Source organism: Streptomyces sp. AM25, assembly GCF_058146165.1.
On record NZ_JBKIWN010000140.1, the window covers coordinates 11416 to 36662 of the forward strand.

Below are 25247 nucleotides of genomic sequence, written 5' to 3' on the forward strand. Positions count from 1 at the left end.
GGAGAGGCAGTGTCAATTGACTCCGCATTCGAACGTGCTGCACCACATGCGGACCGTGACCTGGGGTGATTCCTCGACGACCCCGTCCGGGTGGGTGTAGCGGTAGAAGACCGCGTAGTCCGTGGTCATGCCGGTGAGGGTGAAGGGCACTCCGATGCGGTCGCTTCGGCGCTTCGCGTACGGGAAGCCGCGCTCCTGATAGCCGGTGCCCCGGATCACCACCTGTGCTCCCGCAGGGACGGGAGCGTCGCCCCAGGAGATGTATCCGTCCCCGAAGCCGGAAAAGGGCTTGTGCACCTCTGCGGTGACGTTGACGGGGGAGGGCAGGCGCAGTCCCTGGCCGTTGATCCGGGTGTAGTTGCCGTTGGCGAACACGTAGTAGTCCGCATCGGTCCCCGGAACCGGCAGCAGGGCCTGGATCCGGTCGGTGCCGGTGTCGAGGGCGAACACGGGCCAGCCGTCGGCGATCCGTCTGGGGGCCACGACCTGGGTGTCGTGGTGGTTGTCGTCGCCGTCGACGCGGATGGTGGTGAACCACGCCCCGGAAAACACCTGGTACTCGCCGGAGTTGCCGGACACAGGACGGATGGCGTCCACCTGCGTGACCCCGGATTTCTCGAACAGGTCCGTCAGCGAGGACCATTCCCCGAGGCCCCGGGAACCGTAGTTCTCGTTGTCGTCCTTGAGGTCGTTGTCGAGACGGATGCGGGTGTACTTGTCGCCGGAGAACACGTAGAAGCGGCGGTCGGAGCCGGGGACCGGCATGGCCGCGTCCACCCGGCCGGCCTTCGACTCCCCGAGCAGCACCGCGAGCGAGGACCACTGCTCCGTGACCGCGGCGGGCTTGCCGTTGCCGGTGACGGTCGCGGCCACTGCCGTGCCGTCGGGGTCGTCCAGGCGGAGGCGCTGGTACTGGCTGCCGGAGAAGACCCAGTACTCCCGGTCCAGCCCCGGCGCGGGCATGACCGCGTCGACCCTGCCCGACGCCCCCTTGGCAGCCAGCAGACCGGCCAGCGCGGGGGAGTCCTTCTGCGGCCGGGCATCCCGCTTCGGAGCCACGGCCTTCCACCGTGCGTGCGCGGCCGCCTGGTCGTTGTCGGCGGCCATCACTGCACGCCCTGACGGTTCCGTGCCCAGCAGCAGTCCGGTGGCGACGTTGACCAGGCGCCCGTCCCCGTCCGGCCGCCACCGCTGCCTCTGCAGGTTCTCGCATGCGGCCGTGCTCACCGCGGCGCCCTCGGAGTCACCGGCGACCAGGCAGAACGCCTCGTCCAGGGTGCTGATCCGGCCGGTGGGATGGAACACGAAGGTCTGCAGATCCGGACGGTCCAGCGACGCACGATGCTCGACCGCGCCACCGTCGGCTGCCACGGACAGGTACCGTCCGGCGTCACCGGCGGCCAACTGCAGGTGGTGCGGGGTGTTGACCGGCTGCAGAAAGCCCGGGTCCGACATCCCCAGCGCCTCGAGAACATCCTCGATCTCGGCCACCGACATCCCCGCCGGGGCCTGGGACTTCAGCTTCTCGACGACGTCACGCTGCTCTCCTCGCATGTCCTCAAGGCACTTGGGGTAGCGCCCGCCGCCGCCGTGATTGCCGATGTCCGGTGCGCACCACGTGCTGGTGGTGAAGCTGTTCGCCTTGTCGATGAACTGCTGGTTGAAGCCCTGTCCGGTCTTCTCGCTCCACGCGGCGTCGAAGCCCTTCTTCAAGGCCTTGGCCAGCGCCGAGCGCACCAGCTCGGGGGTGTTGCCGGTGAGGTCGTCGACCTTGGCGTCGGCGTCCTTGAACTGCTGCGCGTCCGACCAGTTCCGGCTGTCGGTCTCGGCGGTGTTCACCGTGCCCGCATCGGATGCCGTGCTCGCCGCATGGGCCAGGCCCTTGACCGCGGCACGCTGCATCTCCAGTGCCTGTACGAGCCCGATCCCGGCCGCAACCGCCTCCGTGCCGCCCTTCTTGGCCAGCCACCCCTGCTTGTCGTCCTGCAGATACTGGTTGAGCAGCTTCTTCCACTGCTTGTCCCGCTCCGCGGGAAGGGCCTTCATCTCGTCGTAGGCGGCGCCGATGTGGTCCGTCCACATCTTGGTCAGATGGTAGGCCAGGGCCACGGCGAACGCCGGACCGCCGAAGGCCGCGACCGACTCGACACCCGTCAGATCCAGGCCCTCCACCAGCAGCGCGAACCCGTCGACCCCGGCCCCGGCGAAGTCCTTGCCCTGGACGTCCACCCCTACCTGGAGAAGACTGCCCACCACCGGAAGGAGCGCGGTGACCGCCGCGGCCTTGTCCAGGTCGGTCGACTCGCCCGAGAACGCCCCCACGACCCCGGCCAGCCACATCACGGCACCGCCGGCCTGGGCGACGTACCCCCAGTTGAACCGCTCACCGCCCAACGTGGCACGCGTCTTGTCGTACGGCACGTAGAACGCGGACAGGTCCTCCGTCATCGCCTTGAGGTCCTTCACCAGCCGGACCTCCGACAGGTCCTCGACCCCGGCCAGCTTCAACTCCGTCAACCGTTCGGCATCGGTCCGCGCCTGCTCGTGCACCTCCTTCCAGTCCACGATCTCCAGACACGACGCCTGACCGGACTTGGCACACAGTTTCTCGGCCTGCTCCCGCGCCCGGCCCGGCAGCTTCTTCGCCTCGGAAACCGCCTCGTTGCGCATCTGCTCCCGGTCCCCGGCAGCGTCCTCCTCCCAGGGCGACGAGACCGGTGCGTCCGGCTGTTCTTCCTGGAGCCGGGCGGCCTCTTCGATCCGGCGCTTCGTCTCCTCCGACACGTTCTCGGGCCGGCCGCTCGGGCGGCACGCCACCGAGCGCCTGCCCAGGGAACAGGACTGCAGGACGGTCCTCTCCGCTTTCTCCGCCTGCTCGATCCGTTCCAGAAGACGGTCCGGATCCTTGAGGTCCTTGTCGGTGACGGTCAGGCCCGGCGGTACTCTGACCAACTCCTCCGACCGATGGGGCCAGTCCTCCCAGAACTCCTCAGGGAGCGCGTAGTGTTCCCGCGCCGGCACGCCGCGTTCCTTGGCCAGATCGGTTTCCGTGATGTCGAGCGTCTTGCGGCGGCCTTCCTTCACCTCCTTCAGCATCTTCAACGCCTTTCCGGAGGCCTCCTTCACCGCCTTCTTGACGTGTTGCCACGACCTGTCCAAGTGCTCGTACCCGAACCGGCGCTTGCCCGAGTCGGCCGTAACGCTCGTGAGGTACTTCTTACGGTCCTTCCCGCCCAGCGTCCCGATCTCTTCGGCGTCGGTATAGGCGGTTCCGGTCCTCGCCTTTCCGCGGGGGTCCTTGTAGGTCACCTCCACCGGGACTTCCCCGTTGCCCGGCAAAGTGGCATCCGCTCCCTGCAGGTTGTGGGCGGCGTGGATCAGTTCATGCCCGACCGTGAGAGGCTCGTCCACCACGAACCGCCCTCCGTCCGGCTGGTGGCCGAAGAGGGCGACGGACTCGTCCGGCATCGCGATCATGCTTTCGGAGCCGTTCCCGTTGCTCCTGCGCTGCGCGTCGAAGGGGATCGCACTGGGGCTGTCCACGAGGAACGAGTCGATGGTCTCGCGCTGTTCCTTGAGAGGGCGGCTCTCGAATTCCCTCCTCACCTCGGCCGGCCACGTTCTCCGGTCCTCGGGGAATCCTCGGAAGAACGTGGTGTTGATGTCTGCGTGTCCTGTTGCCGCACGGGCCGGGTCGCTCGCCACGTCCAGCGGACGCATGCGGCTGATCCCCTCCAGGAGGTCCCTTCCTTTGCGGCCGGACGCGAGCTTTTCGAGGTTCTTCTCGACCCGCTTGACGAATGCCTCGGCCTTCTTCGCCCCGTCGGCCTCCCGCTCGAAGGGCATCGTGTGCCCCTCGATGCTGTGCCTGTCCACGGCAACGGCAATGCTCGACGGCACCTTCGAGCCGGGAATCGGGATGCGGACCACCCGGAGCTCGTCCGTGAACCCCTTGATGGTGATGACCTCATAGCCTGCAATGGTCGTCTGGCCCGCTCCCGGCCGGGCGGGAGCGAGCGCCGTCCCGGAGAGTGCGGCTGCGGGCACGGGCGCGGGGGGTGGTGCGGCCAGTGCCGCGGGGGCGATGCCTCCCAGGAGGGCGGCTGCAACGAGTGCACCGACCAGCGGCACTCGCATCGATCTTTTGGAAACTGCTCTCATCTGTCTCTCTCGTCACCGGTCGCATGGGCCAGTCGGCAACGCCCGGTACTAAACTCTTGACCAAGACTTTAACAAAGAAGCAGTGGTATGAAATTCAACGAGCGTGTTGTTCAAGGGCGTTCGATCAGCGTGACGGCGTGACCGTAGACTGAGGTCTCCCGCCGAGAGAGGCCCAACCCCGTGTCCCCTGACGGCATGTGGAGCATCGGAGAGCTCGCCGAGCGCGCGGGCGTCACCGTCAAGACGGTCCGCTTCTACTCCGACCGCGGCCTGCTGCCCGAAGCGGGCCGCAGCGCCGGCGGGCACCGCCGCTACGGGCCCGAGGCGCTCGACCGGCTCCGCATGATCCGTTCCCTGCGCACGCTCGACCTGCCCGTCCCCGACGTGGGCCGCGTCCTCGACAGCGAGGACGCCTTGGAGGACGCCATCGCCGGGCAGTTGCGCGAGCTCGGCTCCCGGCTGGCCGCCCTGCGCTGGCGGGAGGCCGCGCTGCAGCTCCTGCGGGACTGCACCCCCGAGGAGCGCCCCGAACGGCTGCTCCTGGTCGGTGCGATGACCACCCCGCCCGACACGGCGCCCATGGCGCGCTTCTGGCGGCGCTGGCTGCCTGCACGGCTCCCGGCCCGGGTGGCCTCCGCCATCCTCGAACGCGCCGTCCCGGACCCTCCTGCGGATCCGGCACCGGCCCACGTGCTGGCCTTCGCCCGCATGCACGCCCTCGTCTCCGGACCGTGCGCCGGCAACGACCGTCACCAGCCCGAAGTGCACCGGCGCGACGGCGACTACCGGCCGGCCGTGCTCTACGAGGGCCTCATCGAGGCGTTCGCGCTGGCAACGCCGGACGTGCGGGCCCGCCGAACACCCCGCGAGGGCGGGGCACTCGACGCCTTCGTCGACGCCCACGCCCACGCCCGCGCCTGCGGCGCACGCGACACCCCCGACTTCCGCCGCCGGCTCAGCGCCATGCTCGCCACGGAACCCCGCATCGACCGGTACTGGCAGCTCAAGGCCGAACTCCCCGACCCGTCGGGGGAACCGACGCCCGGCGCCGCCCACGACTGGCTCCACACTGCCCTGGACGGACAGCTTGCAGACCAGGACGCCGCCTGAACCGGCTTCAGGGAAACCGGCTCAGGGAAACCGGCCCAGGAAAAGGCATTTGCATCTGCACGGTTGCACAGCAGAACATGGCCCGCATGTTCGCACGCAAGAAGAAGAACCCGCCGCAGACCCCGGAAACGGCCGAGGCCCTGGAGCTGATCGCCGCCGGCGACGTCCCCGGTGCACTGCGTCTGGTCCGCGGCCGGGAGGAGGAGCTGCCGATCGGTGAACTGGCCGGACTGCTGTCCCGGGCCGCGGCCGCAACCGGGTTCGAGGACCTGGAGCAGGCGGCCGGCCGCGCCGCCGCCGACCCAGAACAGCCGCAGGCCCTCTACGAGTACGGGTACGCCTGCATCGAACGCGGCCTGCCGACCGCCGCCGTGCCCGCCCTGCGGCACGCACTGGAACTCGTTCCCGAATCGGCCGCCGCACTGCGCGAGTTGGTCGCCGCGTACGAGGAGACCGGCCGCCACGACCTGGCCGCCTCCGTCCTCGAAACCCGCCGGGAGTCGCTCGCCGACTGGCCCGACCGCTACCTGCTCGCCTGGAACGCGGCGATGGCCGGCCGCCTCGACCTGGCCCGGCAGCAGACGGGCCTGCTGTCCGCACCCGACGACGAGCGCTGGCACCCCGCGCACCAGCGCCTGCAGCGCATCGTCCGGCGCGCCGAGGCGCTGCGCACCGCCGCCGCACCCGTCCCGACACCCCTGCTCGGCGAACAGGACCTGCGCGGCTGGCAGTTCGTCATCGCCGGAACGGTGCTGGGCACCCTGTCCCCGTACGGATTCGGCTCGGGGATGAACGGCCGCTGGGCCTGGCTCCAGGACTCGCCGGAACAGTGCCGCGAGGGGCTGCTGCGCCTGCGCACCGCGCTGTCCGCCGCGGACCTGCACCCCGCCACGGTCTCGCTCCTGCCCGACCGCTCCAGCCGCATCCTGGGCCTGGCCGCGGCCGAGTTGCTGGGCCTGCCCGCCGTGCCGTTCGAGCCTGCGCGCACCGATACCGTCGTGGTCGCCTACGACCTGTCCGAGGTCGACGCCGAGTCGCTGATCGCCCTGCGGGAGCGCACGCCCGGGCAGGTGCTGCACGAGCACGCCTCCTGCTGGACGGACACCCCGCCGATGACCCCGGACAGTGCCGCGCTCCTGGTCCAGAGCGTGGTGCCACCGTGGGGTTCGCGCCTGCGCATGGGGGAGGGCGGCGCACCGGAGCGGAAGCCGGAGGACTCCCGCCCGGCCGAGGAGATCGCGACCGACATCGTGGGGGCCGACGCCGTCCTGCCCGACGGGGACGACGAAGCCCCCGGGGACGACGACGAGGCCTTCGCCGCCTTCGTCCGCGCTGCGGCCGCCCACTGGCTCCAGGGCGACCGCACGCAGGTCCCGTCCAGCGGCCCGGTGCCCGGCTCCCGGTTCCTGTGACCTGAGCGCGGGTGCGGCCACGCACCTCGGCCCCGCGTGGCCGCACCCGTGCTCCCGGGTTCACACTGGAACCACGCGCCACGCCCGAGGCGGCTTCCGGAGGATGGAGTGAATCCAGCCGACTTCCGCGAACTTCCGTGACTGCCGGGCGCGCTTAACAATGCGCGTGCAGACTCTCCCGTCGGAACGCAATCGATCATGCGGGGGAGGAAGAAGGTTTCGTCATGTTGACCAGCGCTCACACATCTCACGAGAACCACACCCACCAGCACGGGAATGGCTGCGGCCATGTCGCCGTGCCGCACGACGACCACACCGACTACGTGCACGACGGCCACCTGCACCGTGCCCACGAGGACCACACCGACGAGTGCGAGCCCGCGGCCCACACCGTCCACCAGGACCACGGCCACCGGCACGAGCCCGGCTGCGGTCACGTCACCGTGCCGCACGGCGACCACGTGGACTACGTCCACGACGGGCACCGGCACGCGCTGCACGAGGGGCACTGGGACGACCACTGATCCCGTCCGCTGATCCCGCCCGCGCCGCTCACGGGGCCCGGCAGTCCGGGCAGACTCCGGCGAGTTCGACGGTGTGCCGGACGTCGGCGAACCCCGAGGAGCGCGCGATCCTCTCTGCCCACTTCTCCACCGACTCCGCGGCGACGGGCACGCTGACGCCGCACTCGGTGCAGATCAGGTAGTGGCGGTGGTCGGGGCCGGCACGGTGGCGGAAGAGCCGCTTACCGTTGACGTCGCGGACGACGTCCGCGCGGCTGGCCCCGGCCAGCGCGCTCAACGTGCGGTAGACCGTGGAGAGGCCGACGGGCGAACCGCCGGCCACCAGGCGTTTGTGCAGGGCCTGGGCACTGATGAAACCTTCCGCCACAAGGAGGGCGCCGAGCACGACGGCACGCTGCTGCGTCGACCGTCCGATCAGTGCCACGTCCGGTGGGGAAGAGCGGTGCGGTCTGTTGCCGTCCATCGGAATGCCTTCGCTCAGGCCCCCATGGGGGCTGCGGTGTGGGCAGGGGGACGGGCGCCGGTGCGGCGTCCCGGCCGCCGTATCAGGAAGGTGGCGGCATACACGGCCGTGGCGGCGGCCATGACGGCGAAGCTCGGCGGCATCCTCGGCACCGTGTACGAGGCGAAGAGCCCCGCCCACGTCTCGGCCACCGCCAGGCCCGCGGAGAGGGCAAGTGCCCGGTACGGACGGTCCGTCAGGCGGATCGCGGCCCCGGCGGGGGCGGCCAGCAGGCCGAGCAGCAGCAGGGAGCCCACCGCCTGAGTGGCCTCGGCGGCCGCGGCCCCGGCCACGGCGAGGAAGCCGAGGCCGAGCAGCCGCACCGGAACACCGCGGGCCGCGGCCACGGCCTCGTCGACCGTGGCGAACAGCAGCGGACGTGCCATCGCCAGCATCACGGCACACACCACGACCGCCAGTACCGCGGCCGTGGTCGCCTGGCCGGCGGAGATGCCGAAGATCGACCCGAACAGGACGCTGACTCCAGCTGTTCCGTTGGCCGTGCTGCGGGAGGTGGTGTACAGGGTCACGAAGAAGGCACCCAGCCCCAGGGCCCAGGAGAAGACGCTTCCTATGACGACGTCGTCCGGGCGGGCCCTGCGGCCGAGCGTGCCGAAGAGCAGGGCGACGGCGATCGTCGTGGCGAACAGCCCGAGGTGCAGGTCGCCGCCGAGCGCGAGGGCGGCCATGGCGCCGGTGAACGCGACGTGGCTGAGGGCATCGGCGGTGAAGACCTGGGCCCGCAGGACGAGGAAGTAGCCGACCAGCCCGCACCCGGCTGCGATCAACGTCCCGGCGAGCAGGGCGTGTTGGAAGAACGGCTGCGACAGCGGGCCGGCCGCTGACAGGACGGTCACCCGGCAACCTCCTTGACGGACAGGGCCGTACCCCCGTACCGGGCCCGCCTGCCCGGCCTGTCCCGCAGTGCGCGCAGGCCCAGGACGAGGACGTACCCGGCGAAGGCGAACGACGTCACGAAGAAGCCCAGAGGATAGGGCGAGTAGTAGGCGGCGGTCAGCCCCAGCCAGGTGGCCGCGAAGGAGAACAGCACGGCCAGGACGAGACTTGCGGCCGGCCGGGCGGTGACCGCCTGGGCGGTGGCGGCGGGGACCACCATCAGCGCGAAGACCAGCAGGGTTCCGGTGATCTGGCCGGCCTCCGCGGTCGCCGCACCGAGCAGGACGAGGAAGCAGACCGACAGCGCCCGCACCGGAACGCCACGGGCGGCGGCGACCTGCGGATCGACGGAGGCGAACAGCAGCGGCCTGCCGATCAGCGCCAGCGCCGCGAGAACGGCCAGGCCCACGCCGGACAGCACGGTCACCTGGGTCGTGGTGATGCCCAGGAAGGTGCCGAACAGGATCGTCTGAGGCCCTTCCAGCAGTCCCTTGTAGAGCGCGATGAAGAGGAACCCGCAGGCGAGCAGGAAGGCCTGCACGGTTCCGGTCAGCGCGGACTCCTCGCGGCCGGCGCCGCCCCGGAGGGCGGCGATGACCAGGGCGGCGGCGATGCAGAGGGCGAAGTAGCCGTAGACCGCGCCGAATCCGAGGAGGACGGCCCCGGCGGCACCGGGGAAGGCGACGGCGGAGACGGTGTGCGCGGCGAAGGTCTGCCGCCGCAGGGTCACGAACCAGCCGACGACCGCGGAGACCACGGACACGACCGCCCCTGCACGGAAGGCGTTGACCATGAAGGGGTAGGACCACATCAGCCGGAGGTCGTCGACCGGGTTCCACGACCAGGGCGGGGAGGCGAGGTCAGCCGTCATCGTGGCTCCCTCCCGCCGTCTCCGGCCGGCCGACCACGACCAGCCGTCCGCCGGAGGTGCGCAGCACCTCGACCGGCGTCCCGTAGAGCTCCGTCAGGGTGCGGGAGGTGATCACGTCGCGCGGGCTGCCGGAGGCGGACCGGCCCGCGGCCAGGTACACGACCTTGTCGAGGTGGGGCAGTATCGGGTTCACGTCGTGGGCCACCATGAGCACGGCCACGCCCTCCCGGTGGCAGATGCGCCCGATCAGCGCGGCGATCCCGCCCTGGTGGGAGAGGTCCAGGCTGTCCAGCGGCTCGTCCAGCAACAGGAGCCGGGGGCGGCGGACGAGCGCCTGGGCGATCAGCAGCCGCTGCTGCTCGCCGCCGGAGCACTGCCCGATGGGCCGGCGCGCGTAGGCTCCCGCCCCCACCAGGTCGACGACTTCGGCGACGCGCTCACGGGCGGCCCGGCGACGGGCACCGGGAAGGGGCAGCGGCACGCCCCAGCGGTCGCCGTCCAGACCCATGCGGACCACGTCGATGCCGCGGATGCGCATCGAGGCGTCGAAGGAGCGGCGCTGCGGCAGGTAGCCGATGCGCTCGTTGGCCTCGCCGGGGCGCGCCCCGAGGACCCGTACGTCGCCGGCTGCGGCCGACTGCGCGCCGAGCAGCACCTTGACGAGGGTGGACTTGCCGGCCCCGTTGGGGCCGAGGACCGCGGTGAACTCGCCTGCTTCGACACGGAGGTTCACCCCGGACCACAGGGTGCGCCCGCCTGCGCGCACCGCGACGTCGCGCAGCGTGAGCACGGGCTCGTCACCCGCGCGCGGGGCGGGCACGCGGGCCCCGCCGGTCGTCATCACTGTCCGGCTCACGGTCCTGCTCACCTGCCGGTGCCCTTGGCCAGGGCGTCTTCGATGCCCTGGAGCTGGGCGGTCTGCCACTGCTGGAACGTGGCGTTGGCGGGGGAGAGGGTCTCGGTGACCGTGGTGACGGGGATGCCCGCGTCCTTGGCCTCCTTGACCTGGGCCTGCACGTCCGGGGTGGAGTTCTGGCTGTTGTAGACGTAGACCTTGATCCGCTTGTTCTTGATCTGGTCGTCGATGGCGGCCTTGTCCGCGGCCGTGGGGTCGGTGCCTTCGCTCATGGCGTCGAGGAACGTCTCGGGGGTGAGCATCTTCAGGCCCAGTCCCTCGGCGAGGGGGGTGACGATGGACTCCGAGGCGCCGATGGGCGTGCCGTGGTACTTGCTCTTGATCCCGGTTATGAGAGAGCTGTACGGGGCCAGGTCCTTGGTCTCGAAGTCGGTCTTGCGCCGGTCGAAGTAGGCGGCGTCGGCGGGGTCGGCCTTCTTGTAGTCGGCGGTGATCCGCTCGATGACCTTGTGGACGTCGTCCGGGGAGTACCAGCGGTGCGGGTTGCCGCCGGGCTTGACGCCGACCAGGTCGCCGACCGTCAACTCGGTGCGTCCGCCTGCCGGGTTGGCGGCGAGCAGTTTGCCGGCCCAGGCGTCGTAGCCGATGCCGTTCACGATCGCATACTGGGCGCCGGCCACGGTCCGGCCGTCGGCGGAGGTCGGCTCGTAGTCGTGCGGGTCGGTGTCGGGATTGGTGATGATGCTGGTGACGTGGACGTGGCTGCCGCCGAGCTGGCCGGCGATGCTGCCCCAGAAGTTCTCCGCGGCCACCACCTGGAGTGCCTTGCCCTTGCCCGCACCGTCGTCGGAGGCGTTGCTGCTGGTCTTCGCCGGGGAGGAGGTCGAGCAGGCGGTGGCGGCCGCCGCCGTCAGTACCGTCAGAGCGGCGGCGAGTGCGGTACGGGTGGTCGGCCGGGAAGGGCGGGAGGTGCGGACGGAGGGCATGGGGGGCTCCTTCGGGCGGCACTGGGCGCGCGGGGTGTGCAGGGGTCGCACGGCAGGGGTGCGACCCTCCTCACGGTAAATGGAAACGATTTTCATATCAATCGCAGATGGAAATCATTGCCATCTCTTGGGGGGAGTGCAACCGTCCGCGCCGCAGCCGTAGGTTGGGCCGGGCACGGGCCGCACGAGACACAGGAGGCACGGATGCCCCGCAGCGCACCGGTGGACGGTTTCCGTCTCGCCTACGACCGACGGGGGCCGGGCTCCCGCGATGCCGTCGTCCTGCTGCACGGCTGGCCGGGTGACCGGACCGACTACCGCGAGGTCGTCCCGCTGCTGGCAGGGACGTGCGACGTCGTCGTCCCGGACCTCCGGGGGTTCGGCGACTCCGACAAGCACGCCGCCGACCGCCCGGACCTGTACGACGCCGCGGCCCAGGCCCGCAGCGTGGCCGGACTCGTCGACGAACTCGGCCTGGCGCGGCCCGTCCTGGCCGGATACGACATCGGCAGCCGCATCGCGCAGGCACTGGCGCGCTCGCACCCGGAGTACGTGCGCGCCCTGGTGGTCTCACCGCCACTGCCCGGCATCGGGGACCGTATCCTCGACCCGCAGGCACAGCGGGAGTTCTGGTACCAGCCGTTCCACCGGCTCGCCCTGGCAGGGCAACTCCTCGACGGCAGGCCGGAGGCGCTGCGCGACTACCTGCACCACTTCTGGTCCCACTGGTCCGGCCCGGCGTACACCCCCGACGAGGGCGCCCTGGACCGTCTCGTCGCCGCCTACGGGGCTCCCGGCGCGTTCACGGCCTCCATCGCCTGGTACCGGGCGGGCGCCGGGTCCGTGGCCCTGTCCGTGGACGAGACGCCCCCTGCCCGCGCGGACCGCATCGCCGTCCCGACGACCGTCCTGTGGCCGGAACACGACCCGCTGTTCCGGCGGGCCTGGTCGGACCGGCTCGGGGACTTCTTCCACGACGTCACCCTCGAACACGTCGACGGCGTCGGCCACTTCGTACCCGTGGAAGCCCCGGACCGCTTCGCGAAGGCGATCAGCCGTGCCGTGGCGCCGGCCGGCGCGTGACGCCGGGGGAGCGGAACCGCCCGTAGCCCATGATGCGGAGGCTCTCGGCCGGATCCAGGGGGTGCGGGACGACCTTGCCGGTCTCCTCGAACCCCAGCTTCCGGTAGAAGGCCAGCGCGCGTCCGTTGCTCTCGTGGACGCCCAACGTCAGCCACGGCGCATCGGTGCTGTCCCGCGCGAAGCGGATGGCCGCGTCCATGAGACGGCCGGCGGGCCCGGCGTGTCCGCGATGCGCCGGGGAGACGTAGACCGCATGGACGTGCACATGGCCGGGAACTTCGGCCAGAGGAGCGGCACTTGCCATCCCCACCCACGTCCCGGCCGCATCACAGGCGACGAACGTCGCGCACGTCTCCGAGCCGGCCTCGCGCTCCGCCTGCCCCTGCCAGGCTGCGTCGGGGAACGCGGTGGCGTCGGCATGGGACGAGCTGAAGGCCATGGGGGAGTCCAGCAGCGCCTCGAGTCTGATCCGGCGAAGCTCCCGCCACTCCCCGGCGGCCATCCGGCGCACGAGATACGTCATGACGCGGACGCCCGCCGCCAGCTGCGCTCGAACGTCCGCATGAGCGAGGGGTAGACGATCAGATACCGGAACGGCTTGATGGCTGCCATGTAGGCGGCGCCGGACCACCCGTTCGGCTTCACCAGGACGGCCATCTGGCCACGGTAGCCGCCGGCTCCGTCGGCAACCCAGCCGATGTGCATCACCGCATGCACGGTCCGGTTGGCCATTTCGGCCGCCCACTCGTCGTGCCGCAGGAAGACCGAAGTGAACGGGGGGGAAGTCGGGCCCACGGGGGCCTTCGCGCAGCTCCGCCGACAGGCGGTCCCGCAGGGTCGGCACCCGGGTGCCGACACCGGCCCCGGGTTCGTCCCAGCCGAGCAGCGCCCCGAGCTTCCAACGGGCCGCGAAGAGAAGGCGCGAGAGACGGGAGGCGCCGTCCCTCTCGTCGCTGCTCGCGATCTGATGCACCAGCCGCTCGAGTTCGTCCGGACCGCCGGGTGTCGGCAGTGCCCACACGTCCTCGACCCGGAAGTCGCCGGCGATCTCGTGGATCAGCCAGGGGCGGGAGGTGTGCGCGGTGACGGGGATTCTCATGAGCAGGCCCCTTCATCCATACGATGACGTACACATGCAGACTAGGCCCGTCTGTACGGCACCGTATAGACAGGCAGGGGCAGCGTGAGGAGGCGCACACCATGGGCGTGACCCGCACGCCGCGGGGCAAGTGGATCGAAGAGGGACTGCGCGCGCTGGCCGCAGGCGGTCCGGAAGCCGTCCGGATCGAGGTGCTGGCGCAGTCACTGGGCGTCAGCAAGGGAGGCTTCTACGGGTACTTCGGCAACCGGGGAGCCCTGCTCACCGAGATGCTGGACACGTGGGAGCACGAGGTCGCCGACGCGGTGATCGAACGCGTCGAAGAGGGCGGGGGAGACGCCAGGGCCAAGCTGGAGCGGCTGTTCGCCATCGCCGCATCCGGCGACGGGCCGGTGACGGGAGTCGCCGCCGACCTTGCGGTCCGTGACTGGGCCCGGCGGGACGAAGCCGTCGCCCGGCGGCTCCGGCGCGTCGACAACCGGCGCATGGAGTACCTGCGTTCGCTGTTCTCCTCCTTCTGCCCCGACGAGGGCGAGGTCGAGGTCCGCTGCATGCTCGCCGCCTCGCTGCGCATCGGCAGCCACTTCATCGCCGCCGACCACGGCACGCGCAGCCGCGCCGAGGTGATGGAGCTGACCAGGAGACGGCTCCTGGCGTAGGTGCCCGGCAGTGACGCTGACGGTGCGTCACCGTGCGCCCTGCTGTACCTACTAGTATGTACGATCATGGTCGTGAGCACGGGAGAGCGGCGCGCCCGCCGTCCCCGCGTACGGAAAAGAGGAGTACTGGCATGCCGTTTGTCCGCATTGACGCACTCGGAGCCGACCGCGACCGCCTGGAGGCGCTCGGCCGCGCCGTGCACGACGCCCTGGTGGAGACGATCGGCATCCCGGCCGACGACCTGTTCCAGGTCCTGGTCGGGCACGACGGGGTCAACAGCACGATGCGCTACGAGGATTACCTGGGCATCCACCGTGACGAGGGCGTCGTGTTCGTCGCGATCACCATGCGTTCGGGCCGGACGCCCGCGCAGAAGCAGGCGCTGTACCGGCGCATCGCCGAGCTCGCCCAGGAGTACGCGGGCACCGAACCGCGGAACGTGCTCGTCACCCTGGCCGAGAACGAGACGATCGACTGGTCGTTCGGCAACGGAGTGGCCCAGTACGCCGCTTCCTCCGAATAGGCCCGCCCGCCAGCCGCGATCAGGTGCACGACAATTCAAGAGGGTGTATTCGCCGCTGCCGCCCATTAGCCTGACCGGTCAAAATGACGAGTCATTGCCGGTGATGTGAGCGTTCCGTGACAAGATCGAAGGTGGTCGACAACGGCTCCGGCAGTAATTCCCCCGACGGGAAATTGCTCCGCAATTGATGGAACCGCTGGGCCTGTCGCGGCGTTTTGTCCTTCCGAATACCGGTGATCTCAGGGAGGAACGGCGTCTTGCACACCTTTGGAGCGGGTACGGAGGCAGAGCGGTGACCACCCCCGAATCGACTGGGCGTCAGGGACGTGCGTCCGAGGCCGGTGCGCCGCCTCATGAACCGCCCACCCTTCTGGCCGAACCGGCGAATGCGCCGCCGCCTCCGCCGGCCGCATTCCGGCCGGCCGGAATGCGGCCGAAGGTCTGGGCGGTGTCGGCACTTCTGCTCCTCCTCGTGGCATTGGCGGTACAGGTCTTGCGTCCCCTGCCCACCCCGACCCTGTCGCTCTCCGCGGATGCGACGTACACCTTCGAGGGCGGCAGACCCTCGCTGCCCTGGCCCGCGGAGGGGCAGGGCTGGATGTCCGTCGCCGGCCTGGGGACCATGGACCGGTTCGGCGAGCAGAATCCCGTGCCGATCGGCTCCGTGGCCAAGGCCATGACCGCATACGTCATCCTCCGGGAACACCCGCTGCAGCCCGGCGCGGACGGCCCGTCCGTCACCGTCGACGCGACGGCCCAGAAAGAGGGCGGCTATGACGCCGCCGGGGAGTCGACGCTGAACACGGTGAAGGAGAACGACAGGCTCTCGCTGAAGGATGCCCTGTCGGCTCTCATGATTCCGTCGGCGAACAACATCGCCCGCCTGCTGGCACGCTGGGACTCCACGTCCGAGGAGGAATTCGTCGGCAAGATGAACGCCGCGGCCAAGAAGCTCGGAATGGACCGCACCACCTACACCGACCCCTCCGGGCTGAAGGAGACCACGGTCAGCACCGCCGAGGACCAGGTGAAGCTGGGCAACGAGCTCGTGAAAATCAAGGCGTTGACGGACATCACCAGGCTTCCGCAGTGGAAGGATCCCTCGGGCAAGACCTGGCGGAATTTCAACGGACTCGTGCCCTTCGACAATGCGATCGGTATCAAGACCGGGTCGACCACCAAGGCCGGCGGCAATCTGCTGTTCGCCGCCACCAGGAGGACCGGCGAAAGGACGGTGACCGTGGTGGGCGCCATCCTGGGCCAGCACAGGTCGCCGGTCATCGACACCGTCAACGCCGTCAGCAGGACGGCGATGGTCGCGGCCCAGAAGGCCCTGCAGGAGCGGGCCGTGATGGACAAGGGAACCGTCGTGGGCCACGTCGACGACGGCCTCGGCGGCCGGACACCGGTCGTCACGTCCGAACCCGTGTCCGCCGTCGGCTGGACCGGCCTCACCGTGAAACTGAAACTCGGCGACGGCGGCACGACGATTCCGCACACGGCCCGCGCCGGAAAGAAGGTCGGAGTGCTGAGCATCGGCGACGGCACCGGCAGCGCGGTCGAAGTCCCCGTCGAGCTCCAACGGGACCTCGAGGAGCCGGGGACGGGCGCCAGGCTGACCCGCCTGGGCTGAATCGCACCGGAAGGATGATCGCGCGCCGCCGGACGGATGATGTGGTTCTTCCATGGGTACCGTGCTGGCCGGAGGAGACACGGCTTCCGCTCCGGGCGGCAATGCCGGGAACCCTCAACGAGTCCACAGTTTCCGGGAGTTCATCCATGGCACAAAAGGTGCAGGTTCTGCTGATCGACGACCTCGACGGCGGCGAGGCGCACGAAACGGTGACGTTCGCGATGGACGGCAAGAGTTACGAGATCGACCTGAGCGAGGCGAATGCCCAGAAACTGCGGGAATCCCTCGCCGAGTTCATGAGGGCCGGCCGCAAGACCGGCGGCCGGCCCGGCGGGCGGGGAAAGCCCCGCACCACCGCGGTCGGCAGCCCCGACACGGCGAAAGTTCGCGCGTGGGCCAAGGAGAACGGCTACAGCCTGAACGACCGGGGCCGGGTGCCCGCCGAGATCCGCGAGGCCTACGGCAAGGCCAACGTGTGAGTCACCGGCCGTGGCCCCCGGCCCGCGGCCCGGGCACCCGGGCAATGGCCGCAAGACTTCACGGCGTCAGGGGCTCAAGGAGCCGTGACGTCAAGGCGTCATGGCTTCAAGCCCGCAGTCCCGTGGCCAGCCGGGCGAGGGCGGCGGCCTCCGGACTGCCGTCCTCGGCGCTGAACACGTGCACGACCAGACCCGTCTCGCCGGGCGCGGCCGGCACGTGCAGCGTCTCGTAGTCCAGGGTCAGCAGCCCGGCCGCCGGATGCTGCAGTCGCTTGTGCCCCGCCGCGCACGTCACGACCTCACCACTGGCCCAGATCCGCCGGAACTCGGCGCTGTGCGCGGACAGTTCGATCACGAGCCCGGTCAGCTCCACGTCGCCGGGATAGCACCCCGTCGAGACCCGCAGCATGCCCGCGGCCTCCGCGGCCCGCGTCTCCCACTCGGGGTGGACGGCCCGGGAGGCCGGGTCGAGGAAGAGGAACCTGGCCTGGTTGCGGTCGCGGCGGGCCGGATCGGCCAGGCCTCCCAGCAGTTCGGAACCGAGGCCGTTCCAGGCGACCACGTCGAGGCGGTGGTTCGTCGCGAAGGCCGGGAGGCCGTCCATGCCGTCCAGCATCCGCTGCAGCAGGGGGCTGACCCGGGCCGTGGGCGCGGGGCATCTCCTGTTCCCGGCCAGGGTGGCGAGGTGGTGCCGCTCCGCCGCGTCGAGGCCGAGCGCCGTGGCGAGCGCGTCGAGCACCTCGGGGGAGGGCTGCGTGGCCCGGCCCTGTTCGAGGCGCACGTAGTAGTCCACGCTGATCCCGGCGAGCTGCGACAGCTCCTCGCGGCGCAGCCCGCGCACCCGCCGCCGACGGCCGCCGTCGATGCCGACGTGCTCCGGCGCGACGCGCCCCCGGCGGGCGCGCAGAAAGCTGCCGAGCGCCCGCCGGTCGTCACCGATCCCGTCGACGCGGTCGTGCCTGCCACTGTCTCCGCCACTGGTCGTGATGCGGTCGTCTGCGCCCCTCATGCGCTCAAGTATGAGGGGCCCTCGCAGTACCAGGATCACGGATCCGCTGGTTGAACAGGATGCTGGCTGCCCGGCCGCGCCCGGGGGAGGGTGAGCGGCATGAACGAAGCAGCACCCCAGCAGAAGAAGATCCTCGTCGTCAGCGCCCACCCGGAACCCCGCTCGCTCAACGCCGCCCTGACCGCCTTCGCGGTCGAACACCTGCGGGCGGCGGGGCACGAGGTGCAGGTGTCCGACCTCTACGCGATGAAGTGGAAGTCCGCGGTGGACGCCGACGACTTCCCCGGCCACGCCCCGGACCGGCGCCTGGCGGTCATGGCCGCATCCCAGGACGCCACGCTGGACGGGCGGCTGTCGCCGGACATCGCGGCCGAGCAGGAGAAGGTGCGCTGGTCGGACGCGGTGATCCTGCAGTTCCCGCTGTGGTGGTTCTCGGTGCCCGCGATCCTGAAGGGCTGGATCGACCGGGTGTTCACCGCCGGATTCGGCTACGGTCCGGAGGTCCCCCCGCCCTACAGCGAGGGCGCGCTGGCAGGGCGGCGGGCGATGGTGTCGGTGACCGCCGGTGCCCGGGAGACGGCCTTCTCCGACCGGGGCATCCACGGGCGGCTGGAGGACGTCCTCCACCCGGTGCAGCACGGCCTGTTCTGGTTCACCGGCATGGCACCGCTCGAACCGTTCGCGGTGTTCGGCTCGAACCAGCTGCCGGACGAGCGGTTCGTGGCGGCGACGCAGGCGTACGCCCGACGGCTCGACGGGCTCTTCACGGACGAGCCCGTCGCGTTCCGGTCGCTCGTCGGCGGCGACTACGACCACGACATGCGGCTGCTCCCGGGAACGGAGGCGCCGGGGACGGGCGGACTGGACCTCCACGTCCGTCCCGCCGGCTGAAGCACCCGCACAGGGCGCGGCCGTTCCGTACCTGCACCCGCCGGGGCGGTACGGACGGGCCGCGCCCTTCCACCGCATCGTCAGGCGGCGGTGCGGTCACGGACGTAGGGCCGCGTCATGATCTCCATGTTGTGGCCGTCGCGCACAAGGGGGAGATGAAGACACGAAGAGGAAGGGCGGGGCTCTGGCCCGCCTCGCGCTCAAGCCGAGGCCGGGTGCCCTACTCGTGCATGGCCCATGGCCGACCCGGCAGTCACCCGAGGGATCGTAATGATCATCACTGGCCGGGGCAAGAGGGGATCCCGGCCGCCGGCCGCCGGGCCGCCTGCATGCGGTCGAGTGCCTCCTCCGCCTCGGCGACCAGCGCGGCGACGAGCTCGGCCGCCGGTCGCACGTCCGCGACGAGATCGACGGCCTCGCCGGCCCACACCGGGGCGACGTCCAGGTCACCGCGAGCCGCGGCGTCGCGGTAGGCCCGCCGGGCCGCGGCGTCCGCGCGCAGCTCGTCCCGCAGTTCGTCCTCGCGCCCGCGCCACTGCTCCAGGCACCCGTTGCGCAGGGTCCGGGCCGAGTAGCGGCCGGGCCAGCCCGCGCCGCGGGCGATGTCCAGGACGCGGTTGCGCTCGGTGTCCTCGGCACGGGCCCCGGCGAGCGCCGCGCGGACGCCGGGAGCGACCAGCGCTTCGACGGCGGCCTGGAACCGGGTCCCGACGAGGACGCCCTGCGCCCCGAGCGCCAGGCACGCCGCCATCCCGCGCCCGTCGCCGATCCCGCCCGCGCCGAGCACCGGGACGTGCCCGGCGAGATCGACCACCGCCGGAACGAACGGCAACGTCCCCCGCCCCCGCACGCCTCCGTGCCCGCCGGCCTCGGTGCCCTGCGCGACGATCGCATCGGCGCCCGCATCGACGGCACGACGGGCCTCGTCGAGATCGGTGACCTGCACGATCAACAGGGCTCCCGCGGCGTGCACCTGGTCGGTGTACGGAGCAGGGTCCCCGAAGGAGAGCATCACGGCCGCCGGACCGTGGGCCAGCGCCCGGTCGACGACGCCGTGGTCGACGGCCCAGGTCAGGAATCCCACCCCCCAAGGCTTCGCCGTCCGCCCCGCGACCAGGGCCAGTTCACGCTCGAGCCACTCCGGCTCGCCCCGCCCGCCGCCGACCAGCCCGAGCCCGCCGGCGTCGGAGACGGCAGCGGCCAGGGCGCCGCCCGCGATCCCGCCCATGGGTGCCAGCACGACCGGGTGCCGGACGGACAGGAGACCGGTGAACGCGGTGGAGAACGACATGCCGTCAGTGTGACGGGACCAGGTTGTTTCCGGGGCATCAAGGATGAGTCAAGCGATGGGGCTTGCGCGGTGCGGTACCGCTAGGCTCGAACACGTGAGGCCCTCGTTCGGTGAGGCCTTTTGACGGCTACGCCGTGTGTGTTCCGGCGCCTGTGCGCGCCCCGGCCGGGAGGAGGCGAGAGACATGGATGGCAGCAGTTGCAGTAGTCCGGGCCACAGTCGGCCCCGTATCCGTACGTCCTTGCCGGCCTCCGGTACCCGGTAACTTCCTTTCCTGCGCGCCCCGTTGCGCCGCGCCCGCAGAGAGGGCGTTGCCGCGCGCTCCGGTGCCTGCGGACGGACTCCCCATGACACCCCTGGGCGGCGGTTGCCACCTATCCTCTCCCGCCGCCCGGGGGCCAGGACCCATCACCGAACCCACCGACAAGGAGGGCTCACCGCCGTGCGCCTTCTCAACCGCCCCACCGGCCCTTGCGTGACCCTGACCCTGAACGACGGCGCCGAGCGCCTCTACCTGCTCGACGACCCGGACGAGCACGCGGCGGCAGGAACCGGGCGCGCGGTCTACGACCCGTACGTGCACCTCGCCTACCTGCTCGCCCGCCAGGGCCACGACGCCCGCTGGCTGGCCCGGTTCACCGACCTGCCGCTGACCGCGACGCACCACATTGCCGATGCGGCCGCCCTGTCCCGCGTCTGACCGACCACGCATGCCCTGCACCGGGCATGCCGCCTCACGGAGGTGACCTTCATGTCCGCACTGACCGTCTTCCACATCCGCCACGCGCAGCCGCACATCGCCCCGGCCGTGCGTGCCATTCTCCGCAAGGCCGTCACGCGCGTCGCAACCGGCGCCGTCCACAACCCGGTTCTGCAGGTTCTTGGCGCTCCCGCCCACGCCCGCACGGCAGTCGGGCACACCACCCCCAGGCCTCCGCGCACTCACCGGCACGCGGATCGGTGACCGCGGGAACGGAGAAGCATCATGACAGTCGAGACCATCAGCGACTTCACCCTCAGCGGCGTGCACCACATCCAACTGTCCATCCCGCCGGGCGGTGAGGGCCTGAGCCGGGTGTTCTGGGGCGACCTGCTCGGGATGAGCGAGCTGGAGAAGCCCATCGAACTGGGCAGCCTGGGCGGGTGCTGGTTCCGCGGCGGCGAACTGGAGGTCCGCCTGATCGTGGAGACCGACTTCCGCCCGTTCCGCAAGGCACACCCGGCCATCCTGGTGCACTGCCTGGGTGACCTCGCCCGCCGCCTGGAGGACAAGGGCCACCCTGTCACCTGGGACGAGGGCACCCCGGGCTTCGACCGCTTCCACACCTTCGACAAGGTCGGCAACCGGCTCGAGTTCCTGGAACCGCGCAACTCCTTCTGAGGCGTTCCGCTGCGGGGGCGGGCTCAGCCACCCGCCCCCGGGTCCGCGCGGCCGAGTTCGACCCGCAGGAACTCCGCCGCCACCGGCGGCTGTCCGGCCTGCACCAGCCACGCCTCCCCGGTCCCGCCGCCCGCCACGATCGACGCCACCGCTTCGGCGACCTCCGCCGGATCGGCGATGGCCAGGCCGAACTCCAGGACCTTGTCGCGCACCGGCGCGATCATCGGGGTGTCGACGAACCCCGGGCACACCGCGTTGATCGTGACGCCGGACCCGGCCCAGGCAGGCGCCAGCGAGCGGACCAGGCCGATCACGGCGTGTTTGGCCGCCGAGTAGACCGGGTCCATCGGGGACGGCGCCACGCCGGCGAGGCTGGACGTCACCACGACCGCACCCCCGCCCGCCGCGGCAAGCACCGGCAACGCCGCGTTCATGCCGAACATCGCGCCGTCGACGACGACGGCCAGAACGCGCCGATAGCGCTCCGGATCGAAGTCCGCACCCACCCCGCCCCCGCCGCCGGCCCCGGCGTTGAGGTGGACGACGTCCAGGCCGCCGAACTCCGCCACCGCGAACTCGACGGCGGCCCGGTTGTCCGCTTCGCGGGTGACGTCGGTGCGCACGAAGGCCCCGCCGGTCTCCTCGGCGACGGCCGCACCCGCCGCGTCGTCCAGGTCCGCGATCACCACGCGGGCACCGCCCCGGGCGAACCGCCTGGCCACCGCCGCACCGATGCCGCTCGCCCCGCCGGTCACCAACACCACGTCCGTCATGAGTCCCCCTCGCGTCCGGTCCCGGCCTGCCCCCGACGGGCTGCAGACCTGGCTGCCCGCCTCCAGGATCACGTACACCGCCGTGTCCTGCACTCCGCTGGTCAGCGGCCCCCGCGCCGCAGCGGAAACATCACGCACGCACAGGCGACGGCCAGGGGGACGGCCGTCACCAGCGCCACTCCGGTCACATCGAGCCCGCCGCCGCTTCCCGTTCCGCCCTCGGAGCCCAGGAGGGTGCCCGTGATCAGGAAGAGGACCATGTTGTTCCCGCCGTGGGCCAGGCTCACGACCCAGATGCTGCGGCTTCGCGTGAACAGCCACGCGAGCAGGACCTCCTGGAGCAGGAAGCTCCCCGTCCACACCGCCAGGCCGGTCAGGGGACGGGGGAAGGAGATGTAGTCGGTGAGGGCCAGCGGAAAGTGCCACGACGCCCAGACGAGGCCGGTGACGGCGGTCGCCAGGGCCGGGCGCCCCGGGAACAGCCGCTGTCTGAGGCAGCCGGTCCAGCCGAATTCCTCGCCCGCGTAGACCGGCGTCAGGAGCGGGACCACGAGCATGAGGACCACGACGAAGGCCCAGACGGGCATGCCGCCCGCGAGTTCGCCGAGCGCGGAGAGGTCCGGGTGCCACAGTCCCAGCACCGCCGCCAGTCCGCACGAGGCCGCCGCGATGACCAGCGGGCCCAGCCAGGCGGCCGCGTAGTACGGCCAGGCGCTCCTCAGGCGCAGAGCCAGGCCCGCGCCGGCGAAGCCCTCCCTCGTGATCCAGCGGCGCACCACGAACGCGGCCAGCGCCGGCATGATGCCGAACGGCAGTTGGGCCAGCGGGTCGATCATCGACAGTCTGCACCCGAAGTGCGCGGTGAGGATGTAGGTCCAGCTTCCGCCGAAGGCCATGGCCAGGAAGCAGACCGTCCCCTTGGCCCTCGAGCCCGCCTTCAAAGCATCGGCCGTCAGGGCCGCTTGCTGCTGATTTCTCTTTTCCGTCTTCGTCCCGAGCATGCCGCCAGCCTCACGTCGGCGACGTGCCCCGCACATCGCGGCCGCGAGGGAATCCGGATCTGGCTCGCACGGGGGAGGCGGCAGGGCGATCTTGCTTGGGATACTTCCGGCCGTGCATGTTCTGATACGTCCGCTGCTGTCCGCGAGCGCCTGGCGGGGCCCGCTGCACCTGTTGCTCGGCGCGGCCGTCGTGCTGCTGCCGTCGCCCGTGGCGGTACTGGCGGCCGCAGCGGTTCCGCAGGCCTGGCGGCCGGCCGTCTTCCCGGCCGCCCTCGCCGTGCTCACGGCGGCCCTCGGCCTGCCCCGCGTCGCGCGCCGGCTCTCCGTGACGCCGGCCAACTGCCTGCTCGGTACGGACCTTCCGGCCCCCGCCCCCGACGCGTCCGGCACCGGCCCCGGGTGGCCGAACAGGTTCCGTACGTCCGCGTGGCTGCTGCTGCACGCCGTGACCGGTGGTGCTGCGACCGCCGTCGCGGCGCCCCTGCTGATGACGGCCTTCGCCCTGCCCGCCGTATGGCTGCGCGGCGGCGACCGGATCACGGTTCTCGCGGACGTCGACGTGGCGGGTGGAGTGCGGGGCTCGTGGACCGTCCCGGCCGCCGCCGTCCTCCTCGTCCTGGCCTGCCTCGTGGGCAGGGCGGCGACCGCGCTCCTGCGCCGGCTCGCGCCGTCGCTGCTCGGTCACCGGCCCGCCGAACGGCTTGCCGTACTCGAGGAACAGATGCGGATGCTGGCCCAGCGCAACCGGCTCGCCCAGGAGTTGCACGACTCCATCGGCCACACCCTCACATCTTCGACCACCCAGGCGGCCGTGGCGCGGGAGTTGATGACCAGCGACCCGGCGCGGGCGCGCCGTGCGCTCGTCAGCCTGGAGGAGGTGTCGCGCGCGGCGCTGGACGACCTCGACCACGTCCTCGGCCTCCTCCGGGACGGCCGGGCACCGACCGCCCCGCCCCTCTCCCTCGCCGACCTTCCCGCCCTGCTGGACCGGGTCCGCGGGGCCGGCACGGAGCTGCGCGCCGACGTCACCGGGGACCTGACGCACGTCCCGGCGACCGTCTCCCGCGAGGCCTACCGCATCGTCCAGGAAGGGCTGACCAACGCGCTGCGGCACGCCTCCCGGGCACCGGTCGGGCTGCGGGTCGCGGTCACGCGCGACCGGCTCGAACTGGAAATCACCAATCCGCTCACCGGGCACGGCGCCGTGGCATCTCGTACGGCGCGTACGGGACTCGGGGGCCGCAGGCGGGGCTCGGGCCTGGCCGGTGCGGCCGAGCGGGTGGCGCTGCTGCGGGGCGAGTTCTCCGCGGGGCCCGTGCCGGGCGGCGACGCCGGCCGCGGAGGCACCTGCTGGCGGCTGTGCGCCCGCATCCCGCTGGGGTCCCGCCCATGACCGTGACCGTACTCGTCGCCGACGACGAAGAGATCACCCGCACCGGGCTGCAGACCCTGCTCGGGGCCCGGCCGGGCCTCGAAGTGATCGGTGGGGCCGCCGACGGCGTGGAAGCCGTGGCCCTGGCGGAACGGCTGCGCCCGGACGTCGTGCTGATGGACGTGCGGATGCCCGGGGCCGACGGGATCGAGGCCACCCGGCGCCTGCAGTCCGCACTGCCCGACCCGCCGAAGGTCGTGGTGATCACCACCTTCGAGAACGACGACCACGTCTACGACGCGCTGCGCGCCGGGGCGAGCGGCTTCGTCCTGAAGCGGGCGGCGATCGAACAGATCGCCCACGCCGTGCAGTTGGTGGCCACGACGGACTCCGTCCTGTTCCCGGACGCCGTCCGCCGGCTCGTGGCGGCCCGGCCGACGCCTCCCCGGCCGCCACGGGGGGCACCCGCGCTCACCGGCCGCGAACTGGAGATCCTCCGGCTCATGGCGACGGGCCTGTCCAACCCCGGCATCGCCGGCCGACTCGTGGTCAGCCTGGAGACCGTCAAGACGCACGTCAGCAATCTCCTGGCCAAACTCGGTGCCCGCAACCGCACCCAGGCCGTGATCCTCGCCTACGAATACGGCTTCGTGGTCCCCGGAGCCGGGCCGGTGGTGCTGGACACCCTCTGATCGGGCTTGGCGAAGTGCAGTGCGCGATCGCGCCCCGAAGG

25 protein-coding genes and 1 pseudogene are annotated in these 25247 nt (G+C 71.4%); 14 read left to right on the forward strand and 12 right to left on the reverse strand.

The window, feature by feature from the left end; translation table 11 throughout:
• Positions 1-12: 12 nt before the first annotated feature.
• Positions 13-4137: an RICIN domain-containing protein gene (locus tag ACLHRZ_RS41115; RefSeq protein ID WP_490423739.1), complete on the reverse strand. Its 4125-nt coding sequence runs from the start codon at positions 4135-4137 to the stop codon at positions 13-15.
• 219 nt (positions 4138-4356) lie between these two features.
• Between ACLHRZ_RS41115 and ACLHRZ_RS41120 the strand changes: the two genes are divergently transcribed.
• The 3 genes from ACLHRZ_RS41120 (at position 4357) to ACLHRZ_RS41130 (ending at position 7207) form a co-directional block, all read left to right on the forward strand.
• Positions 4357-5271: a helix-turn-helix domain-containing protein gene (locus ACLHRZ_RS41120; protein ID WP_490423740.1), complete on the forward strand. Its 915-nt coding sequence runs from the start codon at positions 4357-4359 to the stop codon at positions 5269-5271.
• 86 nt (positions 5272-5357) lie between these two features.
• A complete protein-coding gene (locus ACLHRZ_RS41125; protein ID WP_490423741.1) occupies positions 5358-6683 on the forward strand; it encodes a tetratricopeptide repeat protein in 1326 nt (441 codons plus the stop codon).
• 224 nt (positions 6684-6907) lie between these two features.
• Positions 6908-7207 (forward strand): hypothetical protein, encoded by a 300-nt coding sequence (locus ACLHRZ_RS41130; protein WP_490423742.1) that lies wholly within the window; start codon positions 6908-6910, stop codon positions 7205-7207.
• 28 nt (positions 7208-7235) lie between these two features.
• Here ACLHRZ_RS41130 and ACLHRZ_RS41135 read toward each other — a convergent pair whose 3' ends face one another.
• Genes ACLHRZ_RS41135 through ACLHRZ_RS41155 form a run of 5 tightly spaced genes read right to left on the reverse strand, consistent with a single transcriptional unit; the run spans position 7236 to position 11319 of the window.
• Positions 7236-7670: a Fur family transcriptional regulator gene (locus tag ACLHRZ_RS41135; protein ID WP_490423743.1), complete on the reverse strand. Its 435-nt coding sequence runs from the start codon at positions 7668-7670 to the stop codon at positions 7236-7238.
• A gap of 14 nt (positions 7671-7684) precedes the next feature.
• Positions 7685-8566 (reverse strand): metal ABC transporter permease, encoded by an 882-nt coding sequence (locus ACLHRZ_RS41140; protein WP_490423744.1) that lies wholly within the window; start codon positions 8564-8566, stop codon positions 7685-7687.
• Positions 8563-9477: a metal ABC transporter permease gene (locus ACLHRZ_RS41145; protein ID WP_490423745.1), complete on the reverse strand. Its 915-nt coding sequence runs from the start codon at positions 9475-9477 to the stop codon at positions 8563-8565. Before ACLHRZ_RS41145 ends, ACLHRZ_RS41140 begins: the two co-directional genes overlap by 4 nt.
• The gene (locus ACLHRZ_RS41150; RefSeq protein WP_490423746.1) at positions 9467-10333 is read right to left on the reverse strand and encodes a metal ABC transporter ATP-binding protein; all 867 of its coding nucleotides are present in this window, start codon (positions 10331-10333) and stop codon (positions 9467-9469) included. The genes ACLHRZ_RS41145 and ACLHRZ_RS41150 overlap by 11 nt, the downstream gene beginning before the upstream one ends.
• Positions 10334-10341: 8 nt before the next feature.
• The gene (locus tag ACLHRZ_RS41155; protein ID WP_490423747.1) at positions 10342-11319 is read right to left on the reverse strand and encodes a metal ABC transporter solute-binding protein, Zn/Mn family; all 978 of its coding nucleotides are present in this window, start codon (positions 11317-11319) and stop codon (positions 10342-10344) included.
• Positions 11320-11523: 204 nt separating this feature from the next.
• Between ACLHRZ_RS41155 and ACLHRZ_RS41160 the strand changes: the two genes are divergently transcribed.
• On the forward strand, positions 11524-12402 hold the full coding sequence (locus ACLHRZ_RS41160) for an alpha/beta fold hydrolase (protein WP_490423748.1): 879 nt from the start codon (positions 11524-11526) through the stop codon (positions 12400-12402).
• On the opposite strand, the gene ACLHRZ_RS41165 is transcribed toward ACLHRZ_RS41160, so the two are convergent.
• On the reverse strand, positions 12371-12925 hold the full coding sequence (locus ACLHRZ_RS41165) for a GNAT family N-acetyltransferase (RefSeq protein ID WP_490423749.1): 555 nt from the start codon (positions 12923-12925) through the stop codon (positions 12371-12373). The two genes, ACLHRZ_RS41160 and ACLHRZ_RS41165, sit on opposite strands and share 32 nt — an antisense overlap.
• Positions 12922-13501 (reverse strand): annotated as a pseudogene (locus ACLHRZ_RS41170) (DUF2867 domain-containing protein). The gene ACLHRZ_RS41165 and the pseudogene ACLHRZ_RS41170 overlap by 4 nt, the downstream one beginning before the upstream one ends.
• A gap of 101 nt (positions 13502-13602) precedes the next feature.
• Between ACLHRZ_RS41170 and ACLHRZ_RS41175 the strand changes: the two are divergent.
• The 4 genes from ACLHRZ_RS41175 to ACLHRZ_RS41190 all read left to right on the forward strand — a co-directional run bounded on the left by ACLHRZ_RS41175 (position 13603) and on the right by ACLHRZ_RS41190 (position 16796).
• On the forward strand, positions 13603-14160 hold the full coding sequence (locus ACLHRZ_RS41175; protein ID WP_490423750.1) for a TetR family transcriptional regulator: 558 nt from the start codon (positions 13603-13605) through the stop codon (positions 14158-14160).
• Between the two features lie 131 nt (positions 14161-14291).
• The gene (locus ACLHRZ_RS41180; RefSeq protein WP_490423751.1) at positions 14292-14684 is read left to right on the forward strand and encodes a tautomerase family protein; all 393 of its coding nucleotides are present in this window, start codon (positions 14292-14294) and stop codon (positions 14682-14684) included.
• Between the two features lie 448 nt (positions 14685-15132).
• Positions 15133-16317, forward strand: coding sequence for a D-alanyl-D-alanine carboxypeptidase family protein (locus tag ACLHRZ_RS41185; RefSeq protein ID WP_490423752.1), 1185 nt, complete (start codon positions 15133-15135; stop codon positions 16315-16317).
• Between the two features lie 146 nt (positions 16318-16463).
• A complete protein-coding gene (locus ACLHRZ_RS41190; protein WP_490423753.1) occupies positions 16464-16796 on the forward strand; it encodes a histone-like nucleoid-structuring protein Lsr2 in 333 nt (110 codons plus the stop codon).
• A gap of 106 nt (positions 16797-16902) precedes the next feature.
• Here the strand turns inward: ACLHRZ_RS41190 and ACLHRZ_RS41195 are convergent, their stop codons facing one another.
• The gene (locus ACLHRZ_RS41195; protein ID WP_490423754.1) at positions 16903-17805 is read right to left on the reverse strand and encodes a helix-turn-helix transcriptional regulator; all 903 of its coding nucleotides are present in this window, start codon (positions 17803-17805) and stop codon (positions 16903-16905) included.
• A gap of 99 nt (positions 17806-17904) precedes the next feature.
• Between ACLHRZ_RS41195 and ACLHRZ_RS41200 the strand changes: the two genes are divergently transcribed.
• A complete protein-coding gene (locus ACLHRZ_RS41200; protein ID WP_490423755.1) occupies positions 17905-18696 on the forward strand; it encodes an NAD(P)H-dependent oxidoreductase in 792 nt (263 codons plus the stop codon).
• 277 nt (positions 18697-18973) lie between these two features.
• Here the strand turns inward: ACLHRZ_RS41200 and ACLHRZ_RS41205 are convergent, their stop codons facing one another.
• Complete coding sequence (locus ACLHRZ_RS41205; RefSeq protein ID WP_490423756.1) at positions 18974-19987, reverse strand: NAD(P)H-dependent flavin oxidoreductase; 1014 nt, start codon at positions 19985-19987, stop codon at positions 18974-18976.
• Positions 19988-20429: 442 nt separating this feature from the next.
• Here ACLHRZ_RS41205 and ACLHRZ_RS41210 point away from each other — a divergent pair, with 442 nt between their 5' ends.
• Genes ACLHRZ_RS41210 through ACLHRZ_RS41220 form a run of 3 tightly spaced genes read left to right on the forward strand, consistent with a single transcriptional unit; the run spans position 20430 to position 21368 of the window.
• Positions 20430-20687 carry a hypothetical protein gene (locus ACLHRZ_RS41210; RefSeq protein WP_490423757.1) on the forward strand — a complete coding sequence of 86 codons (258 nt, stop codon included), beginning with the start codon at positions 20430-20432 and terminating at the stop codon, positions 20685-20687.
• Positions 20688-20738: 51 nt separating this feature from the next.
• Complete coding sequence (locus ACLHRZ_RS41215; RefSeq protein ID WP_490423758.1) at positions 20739-20951, forward strand: hypothetical protein; 213 nt, start codon at positions 20739-20741, stop codon at positions 20949-20951.
• Between the two features lie 21 nt (positions 20952-20972).
• On the forward strand, positions 20973-21368 hold the full coding sequence (locus ACLHRZ_RS41220) for a VOC family protein (protein WP_490423759.1): 396 nt from the start codon (positions 20973-20975) through the stop codon (positions 21366-21368).
• Positions 21369-21391: 23 nt separating this feature from the next.
• On the opposite strand, the gene ACLHRZ_RS41225 is transcribed toward ACLHRZ_RS41220, so the two are convergent.
• Positions 21392-22141: an SDR family NAD(P)-dependent oxidoreductase gene (locus ACLHRZ_RS41225; protein ID WP_490423760.1), complete on the reverse strand. Its 750-nt coding sequence runs from the start codon at positions 22139-22141 to the stop codon at positions 21392-21394.
• 101 nt (positions 22142-22242) lie between these two features.
• Positions 22243-23142, reverse strand: coding sequence for a CPBP family intramembrane glutamic endopeptidase (locus ACLHRZ_RS41230; RefSeq protein WP_490423761.1), 900 nt, complete (start codon positions 23140-23142; stop codon positions 22243-22245).
• A gap of 112 nt (positions 23143-23254) precedes the next feature.
• On the opposite strand from ACLHRZ_RS41230, the gene ACLHRZ_RS41235 reads away from it, so the two are divergent.
• Positions 23255-24535, forward strand: coding sequence for a sensor histidine kinase (locus tag ACLHRZ_RS41235; RefSeq protein WP_490423762.1), 1281 nt, complete (start codon positions 23255-23257; stop codon positions 24533-24535).
• Entirely contained in the window at positions 24532-25206 is a 675-nt protein-coding gene (locus ACLHRZ_RS41240) for a response regulator transcription factor (protein ID WP_490423763.1), read from the forward strand. Before ACLHRZ_RS41235 ends, ACLHRZ_RS41240 begins: the two co-directional genes overlap by 4 nt.
• Positions 25207-25247: the final 41 nt, after the last annotated feature.